Here is a 17,247-nt window from a genome sequence, read left to right as displayed (position 1 = left end):
GGTGAGCCTTGTCAAGACAAAGCCAGCCCCGGCGATTAGAATGGCCGCACTTTATTCCGGTGACAGCGATATGAACGATCCGCGCAAAGGCAGCGATGCCGAACCCACCACTCACTTCGGCTACAAAACCGTAGCGGAAAGCCAGAAGGCCGAGAAAGTCGCCGAGGTTTTCCACTCCGTTGCAGCCAAGTACGACCTGATGAACGACGTGTTGTCCGGTGGCATGCACCGCCTCTGGAAGCGCTTCACCATCGAGCTGTCCGGCGTACGCACCGGCAACCGCGTGCTCGACATCGCGGGCGGCACGGGCGATCTGGCGAAGAAGTTTTCTCACCTGGTTGGCCCGACCGGTGAGGTCGTTCTCGCCGATATCAACGAATCGATGCTCAAGGTTGGTCGTGACCGCCTGCTCGATCGCGGTGTGGCCGGCAACATCAAGTTCGTCCAGGCCGACGCTGAAAAGCTGCCGTTCCCGGACAACTACTTCGACTGCGTGACCATCGCCTTCGGTCTGCGCAACGTGACCCACAAGGACGATGCCATTCGTTCCATGCTGCGCGTGCTCAAGCCGGGCGGCCGTCTGTTGGTGCTGGAGTTCTCCAAGCCGACCAACAAGGTTATGTCCAAGGTCTATGACGCCTACTCGTTCGCCTTCATGCCGCTGGCGGGCAAGCTGATCACCAACGACTCGGAAAGCTATCGCTATCTGGCCGAATCGATCCGCATGCACCCTGATCAGGAAACCCTGAAGTCGATGATGGTGGACGCCGGTTTCGACCGCGTGACCTACCACAACATGACCTCCGGCATCGTCGCGCTGCACCGCGGTATCAAGCCCTGATGCTGATCAGTGGCTTGCTCGCCAGCGTCGAGCACGGTATCAATCGTGTGCTGCAAATGGACAGCACAGCCTTGCCACGCCTTGATCGGCTCAGTGGCAAGGTGATTGCGGTCGAGTGCACCAGCCCGATGTTTCACCTGTACATCCTGCCCAGCGACGAGGGGCTGATGCTGGCCACGCGCTGGGAAGCCGGTGCTGATGTGACGCTGCGTGCGCCCGCTGCGAGCCTGGTGCGTCTGGCGCTAAGCCGCGACAAGAACGCCGTGCTGCACGGCCCCGAAGTCGAGCTGGACGGTGAAAGCGCCGTGCTGCTGGAACTGACGGGCGTGTTGCAGGACCTGGATCTGGACTGGGAATACGAGCTGCAACGCTGGCTCGGCCCGGTCGCCACGTCGCTGATCGGTGGTCATCTGCGCCGCGACGCACGCTGGACCCGCGACGGATTTTCCAGCCTTGGCCACAACCTGGCCGAGTACCTGGCCGAAGAATCACGCACCTTGGTCGGCAAACGCGAGGCCGAAGCCCGCTTCGCCGAACTGGATCAGACCAAACAAGACCTGGAACGCCTCGAAGCCCGCTTCGAGCGTCTGGCCCACTCCCTCAAGTCCAGCGATAACGCATGAGCCTGCTTGCCGTCCGCCGCCTGTTTCGCATCCAGCGTGTCGTAATCCGTTACCGCCTCGATGACCTGTTGTTCGCCCTGCCTCTGCCGTGGTGGTTGCTCGCCGTGCGCTTCGTGCTGCCTTGGCGCTGGATTCCTCGACGTCCGAGCGAACTGAGCCGAGGCGCGCGCTTGCGCCTTGCACTACAGGACCTGGGGCCGATTTTCATCAAGTTCGGTCAATTGCTGTCGACCCGTCGCGACCTGTTGCCCGAAGACATCGCCGATGAACTGATGCTACTTCAGGATCGGGTGCCGCCGTTCGAATCCGAGAAAGCTATCGCGCTGATCGAGTCGCAACTGGGCGCGAAGATCAACGACGTGTTCAGCCGCTTTGACGTCGAGCCTCTGGCCTCTGCCTCTGTCGCTCAAGTTCACGCGGCACGCCTGAAAACTGGCGAGGAAGTGGTCGTCAAAGTGGTTCGCCCGGGCTTGAAACCGGTGATCGGTTCTGACCTGGCGTGGCTGTTCATCCTCGCTCGAATTGCTGAACGAGTGTCGGCGGACGCCCGTTTGCTGCACCCGGTGGACGTGGTCGCCGACTACGAAAAGACCATCTACGACGAACTCGACCTGTTGCGCGAAGCGGCCAACTCCAGCCAGCTTCGCCGCAATTTCGAAGGCTCGACCATGCTCTACGTGCCCCAGGTCTACTGGGACTGGTGCCGCCCGAAAGTGCTGGTGATGGAGCGCATCTACGGCGTGCAGGTCACCGACCTGGCGACCTTGGCCGATCAGCGCACCGACATGAAAAAGCTCGCTGAGCGCGGTGTGGAGCTGTTCTTCACCCAAGTGTTCCGCGACAGCTTCTTCCACGCGGACATGCATCCGGGCAACATCTTCGTCAGCACGGTTTCGCCGTGGGACCCGCAATACATTGCCATCGACTGCGGCATCGTCGGCAGCCTGACCCCGGAAGATCAGGACTATCTGGCGCGTAACCTGTTTGCCTTCTTCAAGCGCGACTACCGCCGCGTGGCCCAGTTGCACATCGACTCGGGCTGGGTGCCTGCCGAGACCAAGCTCAACGAATTCGAGGCCGCGATCCGCACCGTGTGCGAGCCGATTTTCGAGAAGCCGCTCAAGGACATTTCCTTTGGCCAAGTGCTGATGCGCCTGTTCCAGACCGCCCGCCGCTTCAACATGGAAGTTCAGCCACAACTGGTGCTGCTGCAAAAAACGCTGCTCAATATCGAGGGTCTGGGTCGTCAGTTATACCCGGAGCTGGACCTGTGGACCACTGCCCAGCCGTTTCTGGAGCGCTGGATGCGCGAGCGCGTCAGCCCCAGGACGCTGATCGGCAACCTGCAATCTCAGGTCGAGCAGATCCCGCACCTGGCCAACATGACTCGCGATCTGCTGGAGCGTCTGTCACAGCCTCATGCGGCCGACCCGCAACCGCCTTACTCGCACAAAGGCGACCATTGGGCGCTGCGCCTGATCGGCGCGGGCTTGCTGGCCGGTGGCGTGGTGCTGGCGATTGCCCATACTCAATCCGGTGACGAATTGATCACGATGAGTGCCTGGCCTGCCTTGTTAATGTTGGCGTCAGGGCTCTATCTGGTCGTTCGCCGATAGCCATCGGCGCCACCCGCTGGCACACTAACCCCCTTTACAGAGCGGCCGGAGCCGACGATGAAAGACTGGCTGGACGAGGTTAAGTGGGACAGTGACGGTTTGGTGCCTGCCATTGCGCAGGACCACAAGACCGGTCGCGTCCTGATGATGGCCTGGATGAACCGCGAAGCCCTGAGCCTGACCGCTCAGGAGAACCGCGCCATCTACTGGTCGCGTTCCCGTGGCAAATTGTGGCGCAAAGGCGAAGAATCGGGCCACGTGCAGAAGCTGCATGAGCTGCGCCTGGACTGCGACGCCGACGTCGTCATCATGATGGTCGAGCAGATGGGTGGCATCGCCTGCCACACCGGCCGCGAAAGCTGCTTCTACCGCGTCTATGAAGACGCAAGCTGGAAAACCGTGGACCCGGTGCTCAAAGACCCGGACGCCATTTATCACGCAGGACACTGAACATGAGCGATACCCTGTCTCGCCTGGCGCAAGTGCTCGAAGAGCGCAAAGGCGCGGCTGCCGACACTTCCTACGTCGCCAGCCTCTATCACAAGGGGTTGAACAAGATTCTGGAGAAGGTCGGCGAAGAGTCGGTCGAAACCATCATCGCCGCCAAGGACGCCGCTGTCAGTGGTGACTGCAGCGATGTCATCTACGAAACCGCCGATCTGTGGTTCCATAGCATGGTCATGCTTGCAGCACTGGGCCAGCATCCACAGGCCGTACTCGATGAACTGGACCGCCGTTTCGGGTTGTCCGGCCACGCCGAAAAAGCCGCGCGCTCGGCGAAATAAATACCGGGCTGCCAAGCCCCCGAATTTCTTGTGAGGAACCTGCCATGGGCATTTTTGACTGGAAACACTGGATCGTCATCCTGGTCGTCGTCGTACTGGTCTTCGGCACCAAGAAACTGAAAAACCTGGGCACCGATGTGGGCGAGTCGATCAAGGGCTTCCGCAAGGCCATGAACGACGACGAGAAACCGGCCGAGCAACCACCGGTTCAGCCACAGCCGACTGCGCAGCCGCCTCAGGGCCAGCCGCTGCATCAGCCGCACACCATCGACGCCACCGCGCAGAAAGTCGAAGACCCCATCCGCAAAGACTAGGTCGTGACGCATGTTTGGTATCAGCTTCTCTGAACTGCTGCTGGTGGGTCTCGTGGCCCTGCTGGTGCTGGGTCCCGAGCGTCTGCCAGGGGCCGCGCGCACTGCCGGGCTGTGGGTCGGGCGCCTGAAACGCAGCTTCAACGCGATCAAACAGGAAGTTGAGCGCGAAATCGGCGCTGACGAGATTCGCCGTCAGTTGCACAACGAGCACATTCTTTCGCTGGAAGAAGAAGCGCGCAAAATCATGCAGCCGCAGCAACCTGCAGTGCCGCCGGTCGTGCAGCCTGCCCCGCATGCCGAGCACGCGCCTGCAGGTACGCTGGCAGCTTCGGAGCAGGTCATCATGGTCGAGAAGCCCTCGCTCACGCCTGAAGCTGCCCCCGCCACGGCTGAGCCCGCCCCGGACACCACACAGGCCGCCACCGCGCCAGGCACGCCTTCTGCCAACGATTCGACACAGCCTCCCAGAGCCCCATGAGCGATATCCCGGAAAACGACCAGCAAATGCCGCTGGTCTCGCACCTGACTGAGCTGCGCTCGCGCCTGTTGCGCTGCGTGTTGGCGATCTTTCTGATCTTCGGCGCGCTGTTCTACTTCACGCAGAAGATCTACACCTTCGTCTCGGCGCCGTTGCGCAAGTTCTTGCCGGAAGGCGCGACGATGATCGCCACCGATGTGGCCTCTCCGTTCCTGACGCCGTTCAAGCTGACGATGATGGTCGCGCTGTTTCTGGCGATGCCGGTGATTCTCTATCAGATCTGGGGCTTCATCGCGCCGGGCCTGTACAAACACGAAAAACGCGTGGCCGTACCGCTGCTGATCTCCAGCATCATCCTGTTCTATGCCGGGATGGCCTTTGCGTACTTTCTGGTGTTCCCGCTGATTTTCCACTTCTTCGCCAGCGTGACTCCGGAGGGAGTGTCAATGATGACGGACATCTCCAGTTATCTGGATTTCGTCATGACCCTGTTCCTGGCCTTCGGCGTGGCGTTCGAGATTCCGGTGGCCGTCGTGCTGCTCGTGTGGATCGGCATCGTCGACGTGAAGTACCTGAAAAAAATCCGCCCTTACGTAATCATCGGCTGTTTTGTGGTCGGCATGATCCTGACCCCACCGGACATCTTCTCGCAGACACTGCTGGCGGTGCCGATGTGGCTGCTGTTCGAGATCGGCGTCTTGTGCAGCTCGATGGTGACCAAACGCGGTGACCATGAAGACGACGAGCAGACCGACAAGCAAGACCAGCCACCAGCGACCCAACCGTGAACCTGCTGCTGCTCGAAGACGCTGATTTCATCTCGGCGGATCGCGTGATTCTGCGCGACCGCCGCCTCAAGCACATGCAAGAGGTGCATCGCTCGGAAGTTGGCGACAGCCTTCGCGTGGGGCGTGTGAACGGGTTGCTGGGCAGCGCTGAACTGCTGAGGCTGGAAACGCGCGAAGCGGAGCTGTCGGTCAGCTTCGACCGCAAGCCTCCGGCCAAGCTGCCGCTGACGCTGGTCCTCGCCCTGCCCCGCCCGAAGATGCTGCGCCGAGTGTTTCAGACCGTCGCCACCATGGGCGTGCCCAAGGTCATTTTGGTCAATAGCTACCGCGTCGAGAAAAGCTTCTGGCAGACCCCTTTTCTAACGCCTGCGTCGATCCGCGAGCATCTGATTCTCGGGCTTGAACAGGCGCGAGACAGTGTGCTGCCGGAGATCATCATCGAAAAGCGCTTCAAGCCGTTCGTTGAAGACCGCTTACCTGCGATCGTTGACGGGACGTTGGGGTTGGTCGGCCATCCCGGTGACTTTCCCGCCTGTCCGCGTGCGGTCACTGAACCAGTGACCTTGGCCATCGGCCCCGAAGGCGGCTGGATCCCCTACGAAATCGACCTGCTGCGTGCTTCGGGCCTAAACCCGGTGCAGCTTGGCGAACGCATCCTGCGCGTGGAAACCGCCGTCACCGCCCTCCTCGCCCGGTTGTTCTGATTTCTTTCAATAGCAGCCTCACGTCAACCCTGTGGGAGCCGCCCTGGTGGCGAAAGTGACGTGTCAGCCACCATCAATGTGTTTGACCTGACACCTTCGCCAGCTAGCCACGCTTCTACGGCCTTCGGTCAGATGCGGATTGCGTTCCCAACTTGGCCGATATGCCCTGCGCAGGGCGCTTCAGAACGGTGCATCCGCGCCGATAACCTTGCGTCCATAAAAATAATGCGCAAGGAATCATCATGTACCGCTGGGCTGCCCAATACCTCGGAAACATCAGTGTCAGCCGCAAACTCACCATCGGGTTCGGCCTGGTGCTGTTGCTCACGCTGATCATTATGGCCACCGGCTGGTCGAGCGTTTCGTCGCTGATCGAGCGGGGTGACAAGCTGGCGAACATTTCGCAGATCAGCGAACAGACCATGGAGTTGCGCGCTGCGCGCATGGCGTATGAGAGTCAGTCCAACGCCGACACCGCGAGGGCGGTCATGACCGCGCTGGACAAACTCGATGGCGACCTCAAGACCGCTCATGCCCGAATTTCCGGGGCCGACGACCTCAAACTGCTGGACGCCCAGACCCAGGCCGCCACGGACTACCGACGTACCTTCGATGACATGACCAAAGCCATCCAGGTCCGCGAAGCCGCTCGGGCCAATCTGGGCAACACCGCTGATGCGGCGGTCAATGAGGTCAACAAGATCGAAGAAGCGCTGATCCAGCATGACAACATCCTGCAATTCAACAGCGCAGTGGGTGTGAGCAAGTTGATCCAGCAAGCCCGCTTTCAAGTGCGTGGCTATACCTTCAGCGGCAACCCGGATTTCGAGAAAAACGCCACCGCCGCCATCGACGAAGCCATCATCGGCGTGAACACACTGGCCGGTGATGTCTCGTCGCAATACATTCCTCAATTGCAAAAAGCCAATCTGGCGCTGAAAGGCTACGGCGTGGCGGTCGGGCAATACCGCGATGCGCAACAGACCAGCCGTCAGGCGTTGGACAAAATGGCTGCGCTAGGCCAGCAGTTGCTCGATCTCAGCGACAAACTGACCACTTCGCAGAACGCCAAACGCGATGCTGACAGTCAACAGGCGCAGTCGATGCTGGGCCTGGCGACCATCGTGGCGCTGTTTCTTGGTGTGCTTGCCGCCTGGGCTATCACTCGCCAGATCACGTTGCCGCTCAAACATACCCTCCTGGCGGTGGATCGTGTGGCCTCCGGCGACTTGACCCATGACCTGACATTGGGCCGTCGCGACGAACTGGGCCAACTGCAAAGTGGCATTCAACGCATGACCGTCAGCCTGCGGAGCCTGATCGGTGGCATCAGCGACAGCGTGACGCAAATCGCCAGCGCCGCCGAAGAGCTGTCCGCCGTGACCGAACAGACCAGCGCCGGGGTCAACAGCCAGAAGGTCGAGACCGATCAGGTCGCCACGGCCATGCACCAAATGACCGCCACCGTTCAGGAAGTCGCGCGTAACGCCGAGGAGGCCTCAGAAGCCGCTGTAGCAGCCGATCAGCAGGCCCGCGAGGGTGACAAGGTGGTGAGCGAGGCGATTGCCCAGATCGAACGCCTGGCCACCGAGGTAGGACATTCCACTGAGGCGATGGGTGAACTCAAACGCGAGAGCGACAAGATCGGTAGCGTGCTGGACGTGATCAAGTCCGTCGCCCAGCAGACCAATCTGCTGGCCCTTAACGCCGCCATCGAAGCGGCGCGGGCTGGGGAAGCCGGACGTGGCTTTGCGGTGGTGGCCGACGAGGTACGCAGTCTGGCGCAGCGTACGCAGAAGTCCACGGAGGAAATCGAAGAGCTGATTGCCGGTCTGCAAAATGGTACGCAGCAGGTCGCAGCGATCATGGACAACAGCCGAGAATTGACCAGCAGCAGCGTCGAACTCACCCGACGGGCGGGCGGCGCGCTGGAAAATATTACCCAGACCGTGTCAGCGATTCAGGCCATGAACCAACAGATTGCCGCTGCCGCAGAACAACAGAGTGCGACCGCCGAGGAGATCAACCGCAGCGTGCTCAACGTCCGAGATGTTTCAGAACAGACGTCGGCGGCCAGCGAGGAGACGGCGGCATCCAGCGTTGAGCTGGCGCGGTTGGGTACGCATTTGCAGGGGCTGGTGGGTAAGTTCAGAGTTTAACCACTGCTTCTGCGCATCCTTCTGGCTTGGGGCGTTGGCGGACAAAAGCGATCTGCCCGCCACATTGAGGTCACTGACAAACCGCATTCGCCAGCAAGCCGGCTCCCACAAAAACTCGCGTCGAACGTGGGCATTGTGTTCGACCCCAAACCTGTGGGAACCGGCTTGCTGGCGAATAGGCTTCACAGGATGTGACCCGCTTCACCCTCGCGTTCGCTTCAGAAATATCCTACGACTTCATCAGGTCACGTTCCCGTACCTCCTGCCGATGCGCGTTTATCGCCCATTCGCAGGAGATGCACCATGTTGCAGGGAATCAACACGGCGCTGGCCAACACCAGCGTCAAACTCAAACTGTCGCTGGGTTTTGGCCTGGTGCTGTTGCTCACGCTGGTCATCACGCTGACGGGCTGGCATGGCCTGGACACCATGATCGAACGCTCGGAATCGATGAGCGCCATCGCGCAGCTCAACGCGCTGACCAAGGACCTGCGCGCCGAACGTATTATTTTCCGCATCGAGAACACGACTGAAAGTGCCAGCGCAGTCTCACAGCGAATCAACGGCATCGAAGCACATCTGAGCCTCTTGAGAGGCGAGGACTACCCCGCCGACATCATTCAAAAGCTCAACAAACAAAGCGAAACGGTCAGTGCGTTGGAAGCGGCCTTTTCCAGCCTCGGCCAATTGCTACAGGCCCGTGATGATTCACGCAAACAGATGGGAGGGCTGTCCGACACGGTCATTTCCGCTGTGGATAAAGTCGAAGCGGATGTCATGAAGGCCGTCAGTGAAGAGCAGGGAAACCAGGAACAACTCGACGAGTTCACCAACATCCTGCAATTACGCCGAAACCTGCAAACGGCTCGCTACAACACGCAGGCCTACCTCTATACAGGGTCCGACACCTTTGAGATGGCTGCAGTCGGCGAGATCGACAATGCGTTGCGCGAAGTCGCAGAAATCATGGCCAGCCCTTCAGCCACTAACGCGTCCATTCTGCTCAGTGCGCAAAAGGCCCTTGAGGATTACCGTGCCCAGTTGAATCAATTGAAGGTACTGCAAACGAAGGCGGAGGCCGCGCAGGAATCCATGGAGACGATGGGTGATAACTTGCTGTCGTCCACCACCGAGATCATGGAGTTGCAGGCCAAACGGCGCGACAGCGAAGCCGACCAGTCTCGCAAGACCCTCAGCGGCGTGGCCGGGCTGGCGATCCTGCTTGGCATACTGGCTGCCTGGCTGATCACGCGGCAGATCATCGTGCCGCTGCGTGAAACGCTGAGCGTTGCTGCCCGCATTGCCAATGGGGATTTGAGCAAAGACCTCAATGTTCGGCGTCAGGACGAGATGGGCACCTTGCAACAGAGCATGCAGGACATGACGGTACGGCTGCGTAGCCTGATCGTGGGCCTGAGCGACGGGATCACGCAGATTGCCAGCGCTGCCGAGCAATTGTCGGCGGTCACCGGGCAGACCAGCGCAGGCGTGAACAGTCAAAAACAGGAAACCGATCAGGTCGCCACGGCGATGAACCAGATGACCTCGACCGTCCTGGAGGTCGCGCGTAACGCCGAGGAAGCCAGCGAGGCCGCGCAACAGGCCGATCAGCGGGCTCGCGAGGGTGACAAAGTGGTGGCCGAGGCGATTTGCCAGATCGAAAGGCTGGCGGTCGAGGTCAACAACTCATCGCAGGCGATGGGCCAACTGAAGCTGGAAAGCGACAAGATCGGCGGCGTACTCGATGTGATTCGGTCCGTTTCGGAGCAAACCAACCTGCTGGCGCTAAATGCCGCCATCGAGGCCGCGCGGGCCGGAGAGGCCGGACGTGGTTTTGCGGTGGTGGCCGATGAGGTCCGCAGCCTGGCGTTGCGAACACAGGAATCAACCGAAGAGATTCAGGTGCTGATCGCCGCGCTGCAAGGCGGAACACAGCAAGTGGTCAGCACGCTGGACGCCAGCCGCAGCCTGACGGATCGCAGTGTGGATTTGAGTCGCCGTGCAGGGGCCGCCCTTGAGCACATCACCCGGACCGTTTCGACCATTCAGAACATGAACCAGCAGATCGCCACGGCAGGCGAGGAACAAAGCGTGGTGGCCGAGCAGATCAATCGTAGCGTGCTCGCCGTGCGTGACGTATCGGAGCAAACCGCGGCGGCGAGCGAACAGACCGCCGCGTCCAGCGTGGAACTGGCGCGGTTAGGGATGCAGTTGCAGGAGATGGTGGGGAGATTTCGAGTGGGTTGAAGGCGAACGCTATTAACCCGGTGGGAGATAACCCGCCTCGGCTCCCACAGGGTGTGGCGCCGAGGCGGCGGATTATCCCCCACAGGTACTGCATTGCATTCAGAAACAAAAACGCCGCCGAAGATTGCTCTTCAGCGGCGTTTTGCGTACAGCGCGATCACTCAGGCATTGGCCAACGACGGCGCATTCACATGGGTCGCAGGCTGCAATGGCAGCAACGGCGCATGTGGATCGGCCTTGACCGACGCGCGCCACGCTTCCAGCCAGGCCTCGTTGCCTTCAGCCCAGACCAACTCGTGCAGCCGCGCCAGCGCAACAGGATCGCTCAGCAATTGCAGGCGCTCGTTGTTGTTCAGGTGCTCAGGGCCGCCCTTGATGGCATGGCGCACGCGCTCGACACGCATCCATTCGATCGGCTCAGCCTCACGGTGACGCGAGGTCGCCAAGGCGCAGGCCAATGCGTTCTGTTGTGGGTCGACCACGGCACGCACGAAACCGTCATGCAGCGCATGCCAGCGGTTTTCGTGGGTGTATTGGTCGGTGGAAAGCAGTTCTTGCGGCGGCGTGTGCTCTTCCGGAATCAGGAAGTAGCTGTCGTCCTTGGCTTTCAGGCCCAGGTTAGTGCGGCTGGAAATCACCGACACCGGAATCGACAGCACCAGCGAACCGACGATAGGCGCCAGCCACCAAAGGAAGCTTGGGTTCAGCCAGGCCACCAGAGCGGCCCAGGCAAAGCCCAGCAGTGTCTGTGGACCGTGACGCTTGACCGCTTCGCTCCATGGCGTGGAATCGTCGTCACGTTGTGGCGAGTTCCAGGTCGCAGCCCAACCGAGGAACGCGGCGAGTACGAAACGGGTGTGGAAAATCATCCGCACTGGCGCCAGCAGCATGGAGAACAGCATTTCCATGAGCATCGACAGTGTGACCTTGATCCGGCCACCGTAGCCCTTCGCGCCCTGCGCCCAGATCAGGATGATGCTGAGCAATTTCGGCAGGAACAGCAGCACGATAGTGGTCGAGAACAGCGCGACGGCTTTTTCCGGGTGCCATTGTGGCCACAGCGGATACAGCTGACGCGGCTCCAGGAAGTAGGTCGGCTCCATCAACGTGTTGACCGCCAGCAGCGCTGTCGACAATACCAGGAACAGGAACCACAACGGCGCCGACAGGTACGACATCACGCCAGTCAGGAACACCGCACGGTGTACCGGGTGCATGCCTTTGACCAAGAACAGACGGAAGTTCATCAGGTTACCGTGGCACCAGCGACGGTCACGCTTGAGTTCGTCCAGCAGGTTCGGCGGCAGCTCTTCGTAGCTGCCCGGCAAGTCGTAGGCAATCCACACGCCCCAACCGGCACGGCGCATCAGCGCAGCTTCAACGAAGTCGTGGGACAGGATCGCACCGGCGAACGCGCCTTTACCGGGCAGCGGCGCCAAGGCGCAGTGCTCGATGAACGGCTTCATGCGGATGATCGCGTTGTGCCCCCAGTAGTGGGATTCACCCAACTGCCAGAAGTGCAGGCCGGCGGTGAACAGCGGGCCATACACACGGGTAGCGAACTGCTGCATGCGCGCATACAGGGTGTCCATGCCCGACGCTTTTGGCGCGGTCTGGATGATACCGGCGTCCGGGGTCGCTTCCATCAAGCGCACCAGGCTGGTCAGGCACTCACCGCTCATGACGGAGTCAGCGTCGAGCACGACCATGTAGCGGTAGTCACCGCCCCAGCGACGGCAGAAGTCGTCCAGGTTGCCGCTTTTGCGTTTTACGCGACGGCGACGACGGCGGTAGAAAATCTTGCCGAAACCACCGGTCTCGCGGCACACGTCCAGCCACGCCTGTTGCTCGGCAACAGCAATGTCGGTTTCGTTGGTGTCGCTGAGCACGAAGAAATCGAAGCGATCCAGATCACCGGTGGCAGCCACCGATTCAAAGGTTGCACGCAGGCCCGCGAATACACGCGGTACGTCTTCGTTACAAATCGGCATCACCAACGCAGTGCGGGCACCGGGTTCAATCGGCTCGTTACCGGCGCTGGCACCGGAGATGCGGTACTTGTCGCGACCAGTGAGCAGTTCGAGGAAGCCCATCAGTGCGGTCCAGAAACCAGCCGACACCCAGCAGAACAAAATCCCGAACATCAGCAGGATGGTGGTCTGCAGCGCATATGGCATCACCTGAACGGCGGTCTGCCACAGGGTTTGATGGCTGATTTCGTCGAACGACACCAGCGACCAGCCTTGATACGGCAGGATGCCCTTCATGTAGAAGCCCGCCACGATGGTCTGGCCCAGCATGAGGATCAGCAGGATGTAGCGGCGGATCGAACCCACCGTACGCCAGCGGGACTTGGGCAAGTCGCGCGGCAAATCGTCGTGACTCGGCGGAGGCGGGTTGGATTTCCCGGTCATCCGACGCCAGGCGCGGTGCAGGATGTTGGTCCGCCACGGCTCGGGCACGACTTTGGTACGGCGAATCGGGGGCGTGGCTTTCAGGCAGACACGACCGCTGGCGTCCACAGCCAGCATTTCAGCTTCGTGCAGCTCGTCAGCGGTGGTCAGGGTCAGACGACGCCCCACCGAAGCCTGGGCGGCCTCGGCAGGATCAGCGACGGTCTGTGCCGAAAGGCGTTCATGCAGCTCAGCAAACGAGGTGCAGCTGGCAAGTTCCGCCCGCTGCTCGTCGCTCATTGGCAAATGTGCAAGGTACTCGTTCAGAGACTCAGGCACGGCTTGTGAATTACTCATCGGCTGGCAACTGGTAGCTCCAGGTCTCGGTCAGAATCTGTTGATTCATGGCCGGGCCCTGCTGGGTGGAGGCAGCCTCTTTCGCTGGCTGCGCGGTTTCTTTACTGCCTTTGTTCGCCTTGGCGGCATCGCCCAGAGCGGCTTCAGGACGAGAAGCCTCGTCAGACTTGGCTTCGGCGACCTTCACGGCGTCGGCTGGTTTGGCGGCGTCAGCTTTGGCGTCTTTAGCATCGGCCTTCGCGTCTTTCGCGTCCGCTTTGGCGACCTTGGCATCTTTCGGGTCTTTGGCGTCACCGGCCTTCAGGGCGTCGGTCTTGACGATTTCGGCCTTCTCATCCTTCGGTGCCGGGGCTGCCGCAACGGCTTTCGCCTCGGCTTTTTTCTCAGGCTTCTTGTCTGCTTTGTCAGCAGTGATGATCGCAGGTTCCTTACCAGGCTCGACCGGGGTTTCACGCAGCAGGTACGCGCGCAGTTCCACGTTCTTGTTGGTGTCCTTGACCTTCAGGCGCAACGTCAGGCGCCAGCCTTTGGTGACCGGGTTGTAGCGCAGGTTATTTTCCACCAGATCGGTGTTGTCGTCGGTGGTGACCTGGCTGCGAATCGCCGGGTCTTCACCCAGTTTGGCCAAGGTCGGGCCGACGAAATCGACCAGATACGCCACGCTGCCGTCTGGCTGACGGATCAGGTTGGACTGCTTCACGTCACCGGTCGAACGCAGGGTCTGCTTGACCCAGCCCAGATCGGGCGAGTGGATGGAGTCTTCGTCCATGGTCCAGTGCAGGCGGTAGTTGAAGTCGATTGGCTGACCTGGCTCTGGCTGGGTTTCCGGCTTCCAGAACGCAACGATGTTGTCGTTGGTTTCGTCAGCGGTCGGAATCTCGACCAGATCGACAGTGCCTTTGCCCCAGTCACCTTTTGGCTCGATCCAGGCGCTAGGACGTTTGTCGTAGCGGTCGTCCAGGTCTTCGTAATGGCTGAAATTGCGGCCACGTTGCAACAGACCGAAACCACGCGGGTTCTCGACCGAGAAACTGCTGACAGCCAAGTGTTTCGGGTTGTTCAGCGGACGCCAGATCCACTCGCCATTGGCGGCCTGAATCGACAGACCGTTGGAGTCGTGCAGTTCGCGACGGTAGTTGAGGACTTTCGACGGCTGGTTGGCGCCGAACAGGTACATGCTGGTCAGCGGCGCAACGCCCAGCTTGCCGACTTTCTCACGCAGGAACATGCGCGACTGAACGTCGACCAGCGTGTTGGTACCCGGACGCAGGATCAGCTTGTAGGCGCCAGTGGCGCGCGGAGAGTCCAGCAGCGCGAAGATCACCAGATGCTGTTCATCGGGATTTGGCTTCTCGATCCAGAACTCGGTGAAGCGAGGAAATTCTTCACCCGACGACATCGCGGTGTCGATGGCCATACCACGGGCAGACAAGCCATAAACCTGACCTTTACCGATGACGCGGAAGTAGCTCGCGCCCAGCATGGTCATGATCTCGTCCTGCTTGTCATCCTTGTTGATCGGATAGGTGACACGGAAACCGGCCCAGCCGAGGTTTTCGGTGGCTTTGGCGTCGAACTTCATGCCGCCGAAATCGAAACGCGCAGGGTCGTACTTGATTTCGTTGACGGTGGTCGCGGTGACTTCGTTGATTTTCACCGGCGTGTCGAAGTGCATGCCCTGATGATAGAACGAGATCTTGAACGGAGTTCGGTCAGCAGCCCACTCGGCTTTGTCTTGCAGGAAGCGGATCTTCTGGTAGTCCGCAAACTTCATGTCGCGGAATTCTGCAGGCAGGTTGCTTTTCGGGGCTACGAATTTCTGTCCGGCCAACTCTTTGGCCTTTGTCGCCACGTCGTCCAGATCGAACGCCCAGAGTTGGCTGGCGCCGAACAGACAGAACAAAGCCGACCCGGCCAACAAAGCGCTTCGCAGGCGCTTTCCAGGGGTCTTTGGTGCATTACATGGACTAACAATCACGAGCAACCCTCGCCGAAAAACAGATGAAGAAACCAACGGCCAGCCATCACATGCCGGGTTGGCGAGCATTGTTCCGACTCCGAATGGGGCCAATGATTCCCCAAACGATTTCGGACCAATCTGCGTTTTTACTGATTTGACGGGCAATCGCTCGTCTTGTAGCGCGCGATTATCTAGCAGCGCGCGTGACAACGCATCAGGGGAAACAAAGTATTTATGGCTTTTTGCCTAATAAATTCGGGTATGACAGACAAACTGCGGGTTTTACGTCTCCAGCAAAAATGTCACAGGGCCATCATTTACTAAATGCACCTGCATATCCGCACCAAATTGGCCCGCAGCGACCGTCTTGTGCGAGGTTTTAGCCTTTTCCAGCAAATAGTCAAACAATTCGGCACCCACCGCGGGCGGCGCGGCTTTGGAGAAGCTGGGCCGCATGCCACTGCGGGTGTCCGCCGCCAAAGTGAACTGCGAAACCAGCAGCAAACCACCGCCGACATCACTCAACGACAGGTTCATCTTGCCGTCATCGTCGCTGAACACCCGATAGTTAAGCAGCTTGTGCAGCATTTTTTCGGCGCTGGCGCGAGTGTCTTGAGGCTCGACGCCGACCAGCACCAGCAAGCCTTGATCGATGGCGCCCACAGTCTCGCCCGCAACATCGACGCGTGCAGCGCGCACGCGTTGGAGCAAACCTTTCATTGAAGCCTTCCACCCATTTTCTGGTTCAACACAATCTGTGTGGGAGCCGGCTTGCTGGCGAATGCGCCGGGCCAGACACATTTCCGGTGGCTGACACACCGCATTCGCCAGCAAGCCGGCTCCCACAGTTTTCGACCGCGTAGCGCCTGACTCTTTTGTTACGCCTCTTCCGGCGGCAAGTCGAGCAAACGCCGCGCCACTTGCGAGGCCGCGCGCACCAAGGCATCGGTGATCCCAGGCTCCGACGCCGCATGCCCCGCATCGCGAATCACCTGCAGCTCACTGTTCGGCCAGGCCTGATGCAGTTCCCAGGCGTTATCCAGCGGACAGATCACGTCATAGCGGCCGTGCACGATGATCCCCGGCAGATGCGCGATTTTGGGCATGTCGCGAATCAGTTGGTTTTCTTCAAGGAAGGCGTTGTTGGTGAAGTAATGGCATTCGATGCGGGCGATGGACAGCGCGCGCTGCGGCTCGGAGAAACGGTCGACCACCAGCGGGTTCGGACGCAGCGTGGCGGTGCGACCTTCCCAGGTCGACCACGCCTTGGCGGCGTGCATCTGTGCGATCTGATCGCTGCCCACCAGACGTTTGTGAAACGCACTCAGCAAGTCGCCGCGCTCGTCCAGCGGGATCGGCGCCAGGTAATCTTGCCAATAATCCGGGAACAGGCGGCTCGCGCCTTCCTGATAGAACCACTTGATCTCCTGCGGACGGCACAAAAAGATGCCGCGCAGAATCAGTGCATGCACGCGATCAGGGTGAGTCTGGGCATAGGCCAATGAAAGGGTCGAACCCCAAGAGCCGCCGAACAGCACCCATTTGTCGATACCCAGATGCTTGCGAATGCGCTCAAGGTCTTCCACCAGATGCCAGGTGGTGTTGTTTTCCAGGCTGGCATGGGGGGTGGAGCGACCACAGCCGCGCTGATCGAAAGTGATGATGCGGTACAGATTCGGATCGAAGTAGCGACGGCTCTGGGCATCGCATCCCGCACCCGGCCCGCCGTGGATGAACACCACCGGCAAACCTTCCGGCGAGCCGCTTTCATCGACGTACAGCACATGAGGCTCTTCCACTGCCAGATCGTGCCGGGCGTAGGGTTTGATCTGCGGGTACAAGGTCTGCATAGGTGCTCCAAAAGTCCAATTCAGGGGCTTCTATCTATCTGCCGTGGGCATCATAAACCCGAAACGGTAAATGATCATATTGGCGCATGAACCTGCTGTTTTCTGTGGGAGCCGGCTTGCTGGCGAATACGC

The 17,247-nt window shown here is 60.3% G+C and carries 15 protein-coding genes and 1 pseudogene; 12 read left to right on the top strand and 4 right to left on the bottom strand.

The window, feature by feature from the left end:
* Nucleotides 1-70 precede the first annotated feature (70 nt).
* The 12 genes and pseudogenes from ubiE to ACI2KB_RS16775 all read left to right on the top strand — a co-directional run bounded on the left by ubiE (nucleotide 71) and on the right by ACI2KB_RS16775 (nucleotide 10,555).
* Entirely contained in the window at nucleotides 71-841 is a 771-nt protein-coding gene (gene ubiE, locus ACI2KB_RS16830) for a bifunctional demethylmenaquinone methyltransferase/2-methoxy-6-polyprenyl-1,4-benzoquinol methylase UbiE (RefSeq protein WP_404636548.1), read from the top strand.
* Nucleotides 841-1,464 (top strand): SCP2 domain-containing protein, encoded by a 624-nt coding sequence (locus tag ACI2KB_RS16825; protein ID WP_404636317.1) that lies wholly within the window; start codon nucleotides 841-843, stop codon nucleotides 1,462-1,464. The genes ubiE and ACI2KB_RS16825 overlap by 1 nt, the downstream gene beginning before the upstream one ends.
* Nucleotides 1,461-3,080 carry a ubiquinone biosynthesis regulatory protein kinase UbiB gene (gene ubiB, locus ACI2KB_RS16820; RefSeq protein WP_404636316.1) on the top strand — a complete coding sequence of 540 codons (1,620 nt, stop codon included), beginning with the start codon at nucleotides 1,461-1,463 and terminating at the stop codon, nucleotides 3,078-3,080. Before ACI2KB_RS16825 ends, ubiB begins: the two co-directional genes overlap by 4 nt.
* A gap of 57 nt (nucleotides 3,081-3,137) precedes the next feature.
* Nucleotides 3,138-3,530, top strand: a complete 393-nt coding sequence (hisI, locus tag ACI2KB_RS16815) for a phosphoribosyl-AMP cyclohydrolase (protein ID WP_404636315.1) — start codon at nucleotides 3,138-3,140, stop codon at nucleotides 3,528-3,530.
* A 2-nt stretch (nucleotides 3,531-3,532) separates the two neighbouring features.
* The gene (locus ACI2KB_RS16810; protein WP_404636314.1) at nucleotides 3,533-3,865 is read left to right on the top strand and encodes a phosphoribosyl-ATP diphosphatase; all 333 of its coding nucleotides are present in this window, start codon (nucleotides 3,533-3,535) and stop codon (nucleotides 3,863-3,865) included.
* A gap of 44 nt (nucleotides 3,866-3,909) precedes the next feature.
* Nucleotides 3,910-4,179 (top strand): twin-arginine translocase TatA/TatE family subunit, encoded by a 270-nt coding sequence (locus tag ACI2KB_RS16805; protein ID WP_404636313.1) that lies wholly within the window; start codon nucleotides 3,910-3,912, stop codon nucleotides 4,177-4,179.
* 10 nt (nucleotides 4,180-4,189) lie between these two features.
* A complete protein-coding gene (gene tatB, locus ACI2KB_RS16800) occupies nucleotides 4,190-4,657 on the top strand; it encodes a Sec-independent protein translocase protein TatB (RefSeq protein ID WP_404636312.1) in 468 nt (155 codons plus the stop codon).
* Nucleotides 4,654-5,445: a twin-arginine translocase subunit TatC gene (gene tatC / locus ACI2KB_RS16795; protein ID WP_404636311.1), complete on the top strand. Its 792-nt coding sequence runs from the start codon at nucleotides 4,654-4,656 to the stop codon at nucleotides 5,443-5,445. Before tatB ends, tatC begins: the two co-directional genes overlap by 4 nt.
* Nucleotides 5,442-6,149: a 16S rRNA (uracil(1498)-N(3))-methyltransferase gene (locus ACI2KB_RS16790; RefSeq protein WP_404636310.1), complete on the top strand. Its 708-nt coding sequence runs from the start codon at nucleotides 5,442-5,444 to the stop codon at nucleotides 6,147-6,149. Before tatC ends, ACI2KB_RS16790 begins: the two co-directional genes overlap by 4 nt.
* Nucleotides 6,150-6,391: 242 nt before the next feature.
* Nucleotides 6,392-8,308 (top strand): methyl-accepting chemotaxis protein, encoded by a 1,917-nt coding sequence (locus ACI2KB_RS16785; protein ID WP_404636309.1) that lies wholly within the window; start codon nucleotides 6,392-6,394, stop codon nucleotides 8,306-8,308.
* A 303-nt stretch (nucleotides 8,309-8,611) separates the two neighbouring features.
* Nucleotides 8,612-9,694, top strand: a pseudogene (locus ACI2KB_RS16780) (methyl-accepting chemotaxis protein); the annotation flags it as partial.
* Nucleotides 9,680-10,555, top strand: coding sequence for a methyl-accepting chemotaxis protein (locus ACI2KB_RS16775; RefSeq protein ID WP_404636547.1), 876 nt, complete (start codon nucleotides 9,680-9,682; stop codon nucleotides 10,553-10,555). The pseudogene ACI2KB_RS16780 and the gene ACI2KB_RS16775, both read left to right, overlap by 15 nt.
* Nucleotides 10,556-10,716: 161 nt before the next feature.
* Here the strand turns inward: ACI2KB_RS16775 and mdoH are convergent, their stop codons facing one another.
* From mdoH to pip, 4 genes are all read right to left on the bottom strand, one after another.
* Nucleotides 10,717-13,305 carry a glucans biosynthesis glucosyltransferase MdoH gene (gene mdoH / locus ACI2KB_RS16770; protein ID WP_404636308.1) on the bottom strand — a complete coding sequence of 863 codons (2,589 nt, stop codon included), beginning with the start codon at nucleotides 13,303-13,305 and terminating at the stop codon, nucleotides 10,717-10,719.
* Nucleotides 13,298-15,283 (bottom strand): glucan biosynthesis protein G, encoded by a 1,986-nt coding sequence (locus tag ACI2KB_RS16765; protein WP_404636307.1) that lies wholly within the window; start codon nucleotides 15,281-15,283, stop codon nucleotides 13,298-13,300. Before ACI2KB_RS16765 ends, mdoH begins: the two co-directional genes overlap by 8 nt.
* Before the next feature lie 264 nt (nucleotides 15,284-15,547).
* On the bottom strand, nucleotides 15,548-15,985 hold the full coding sequence (dtd, locus tag ACI2KB_RS16760; RefSeq protein ID WP_404636546.1) for a D-aminoacyl-tRNA deacylase: 438 nt from the start codon (nucleotides 15,983-15,985) through the stop codon (nucleotides 15,548-15,550).
* 158 nt (nucleotides 15,986-16,143) lie between these two features.
* On the bottom strand, nucleotides 16,144-17,115 hold the full coding sequence (pip, locus tag ACI2KB_RS16755) for a prolyl aminopeptidase (RefSeq protein WP_404636306.1): 972 nt from the start codon (nucleotides 17,113-17,115) through the stop codon (nucleotides 16,144-16,146).
* Between the last annotated feature and the right edge of the window lie 132 nt (nucleotides 17,116-17,247).

This window comes from Pseudomonas sp. NPDC088444 (assembly GCF_044900175.1).
GTDB lineage: Bacteria > Pseudomonadota > Gammaproteobacteria > Pseudomonadales > Pseudomonadaceae > Aquipseudomonas.
The sequence above is the reverse complement of the archived record's forward strand: the minus strand, read 5'-3'. Positions and strand labels throughout refer to the sequence as shown.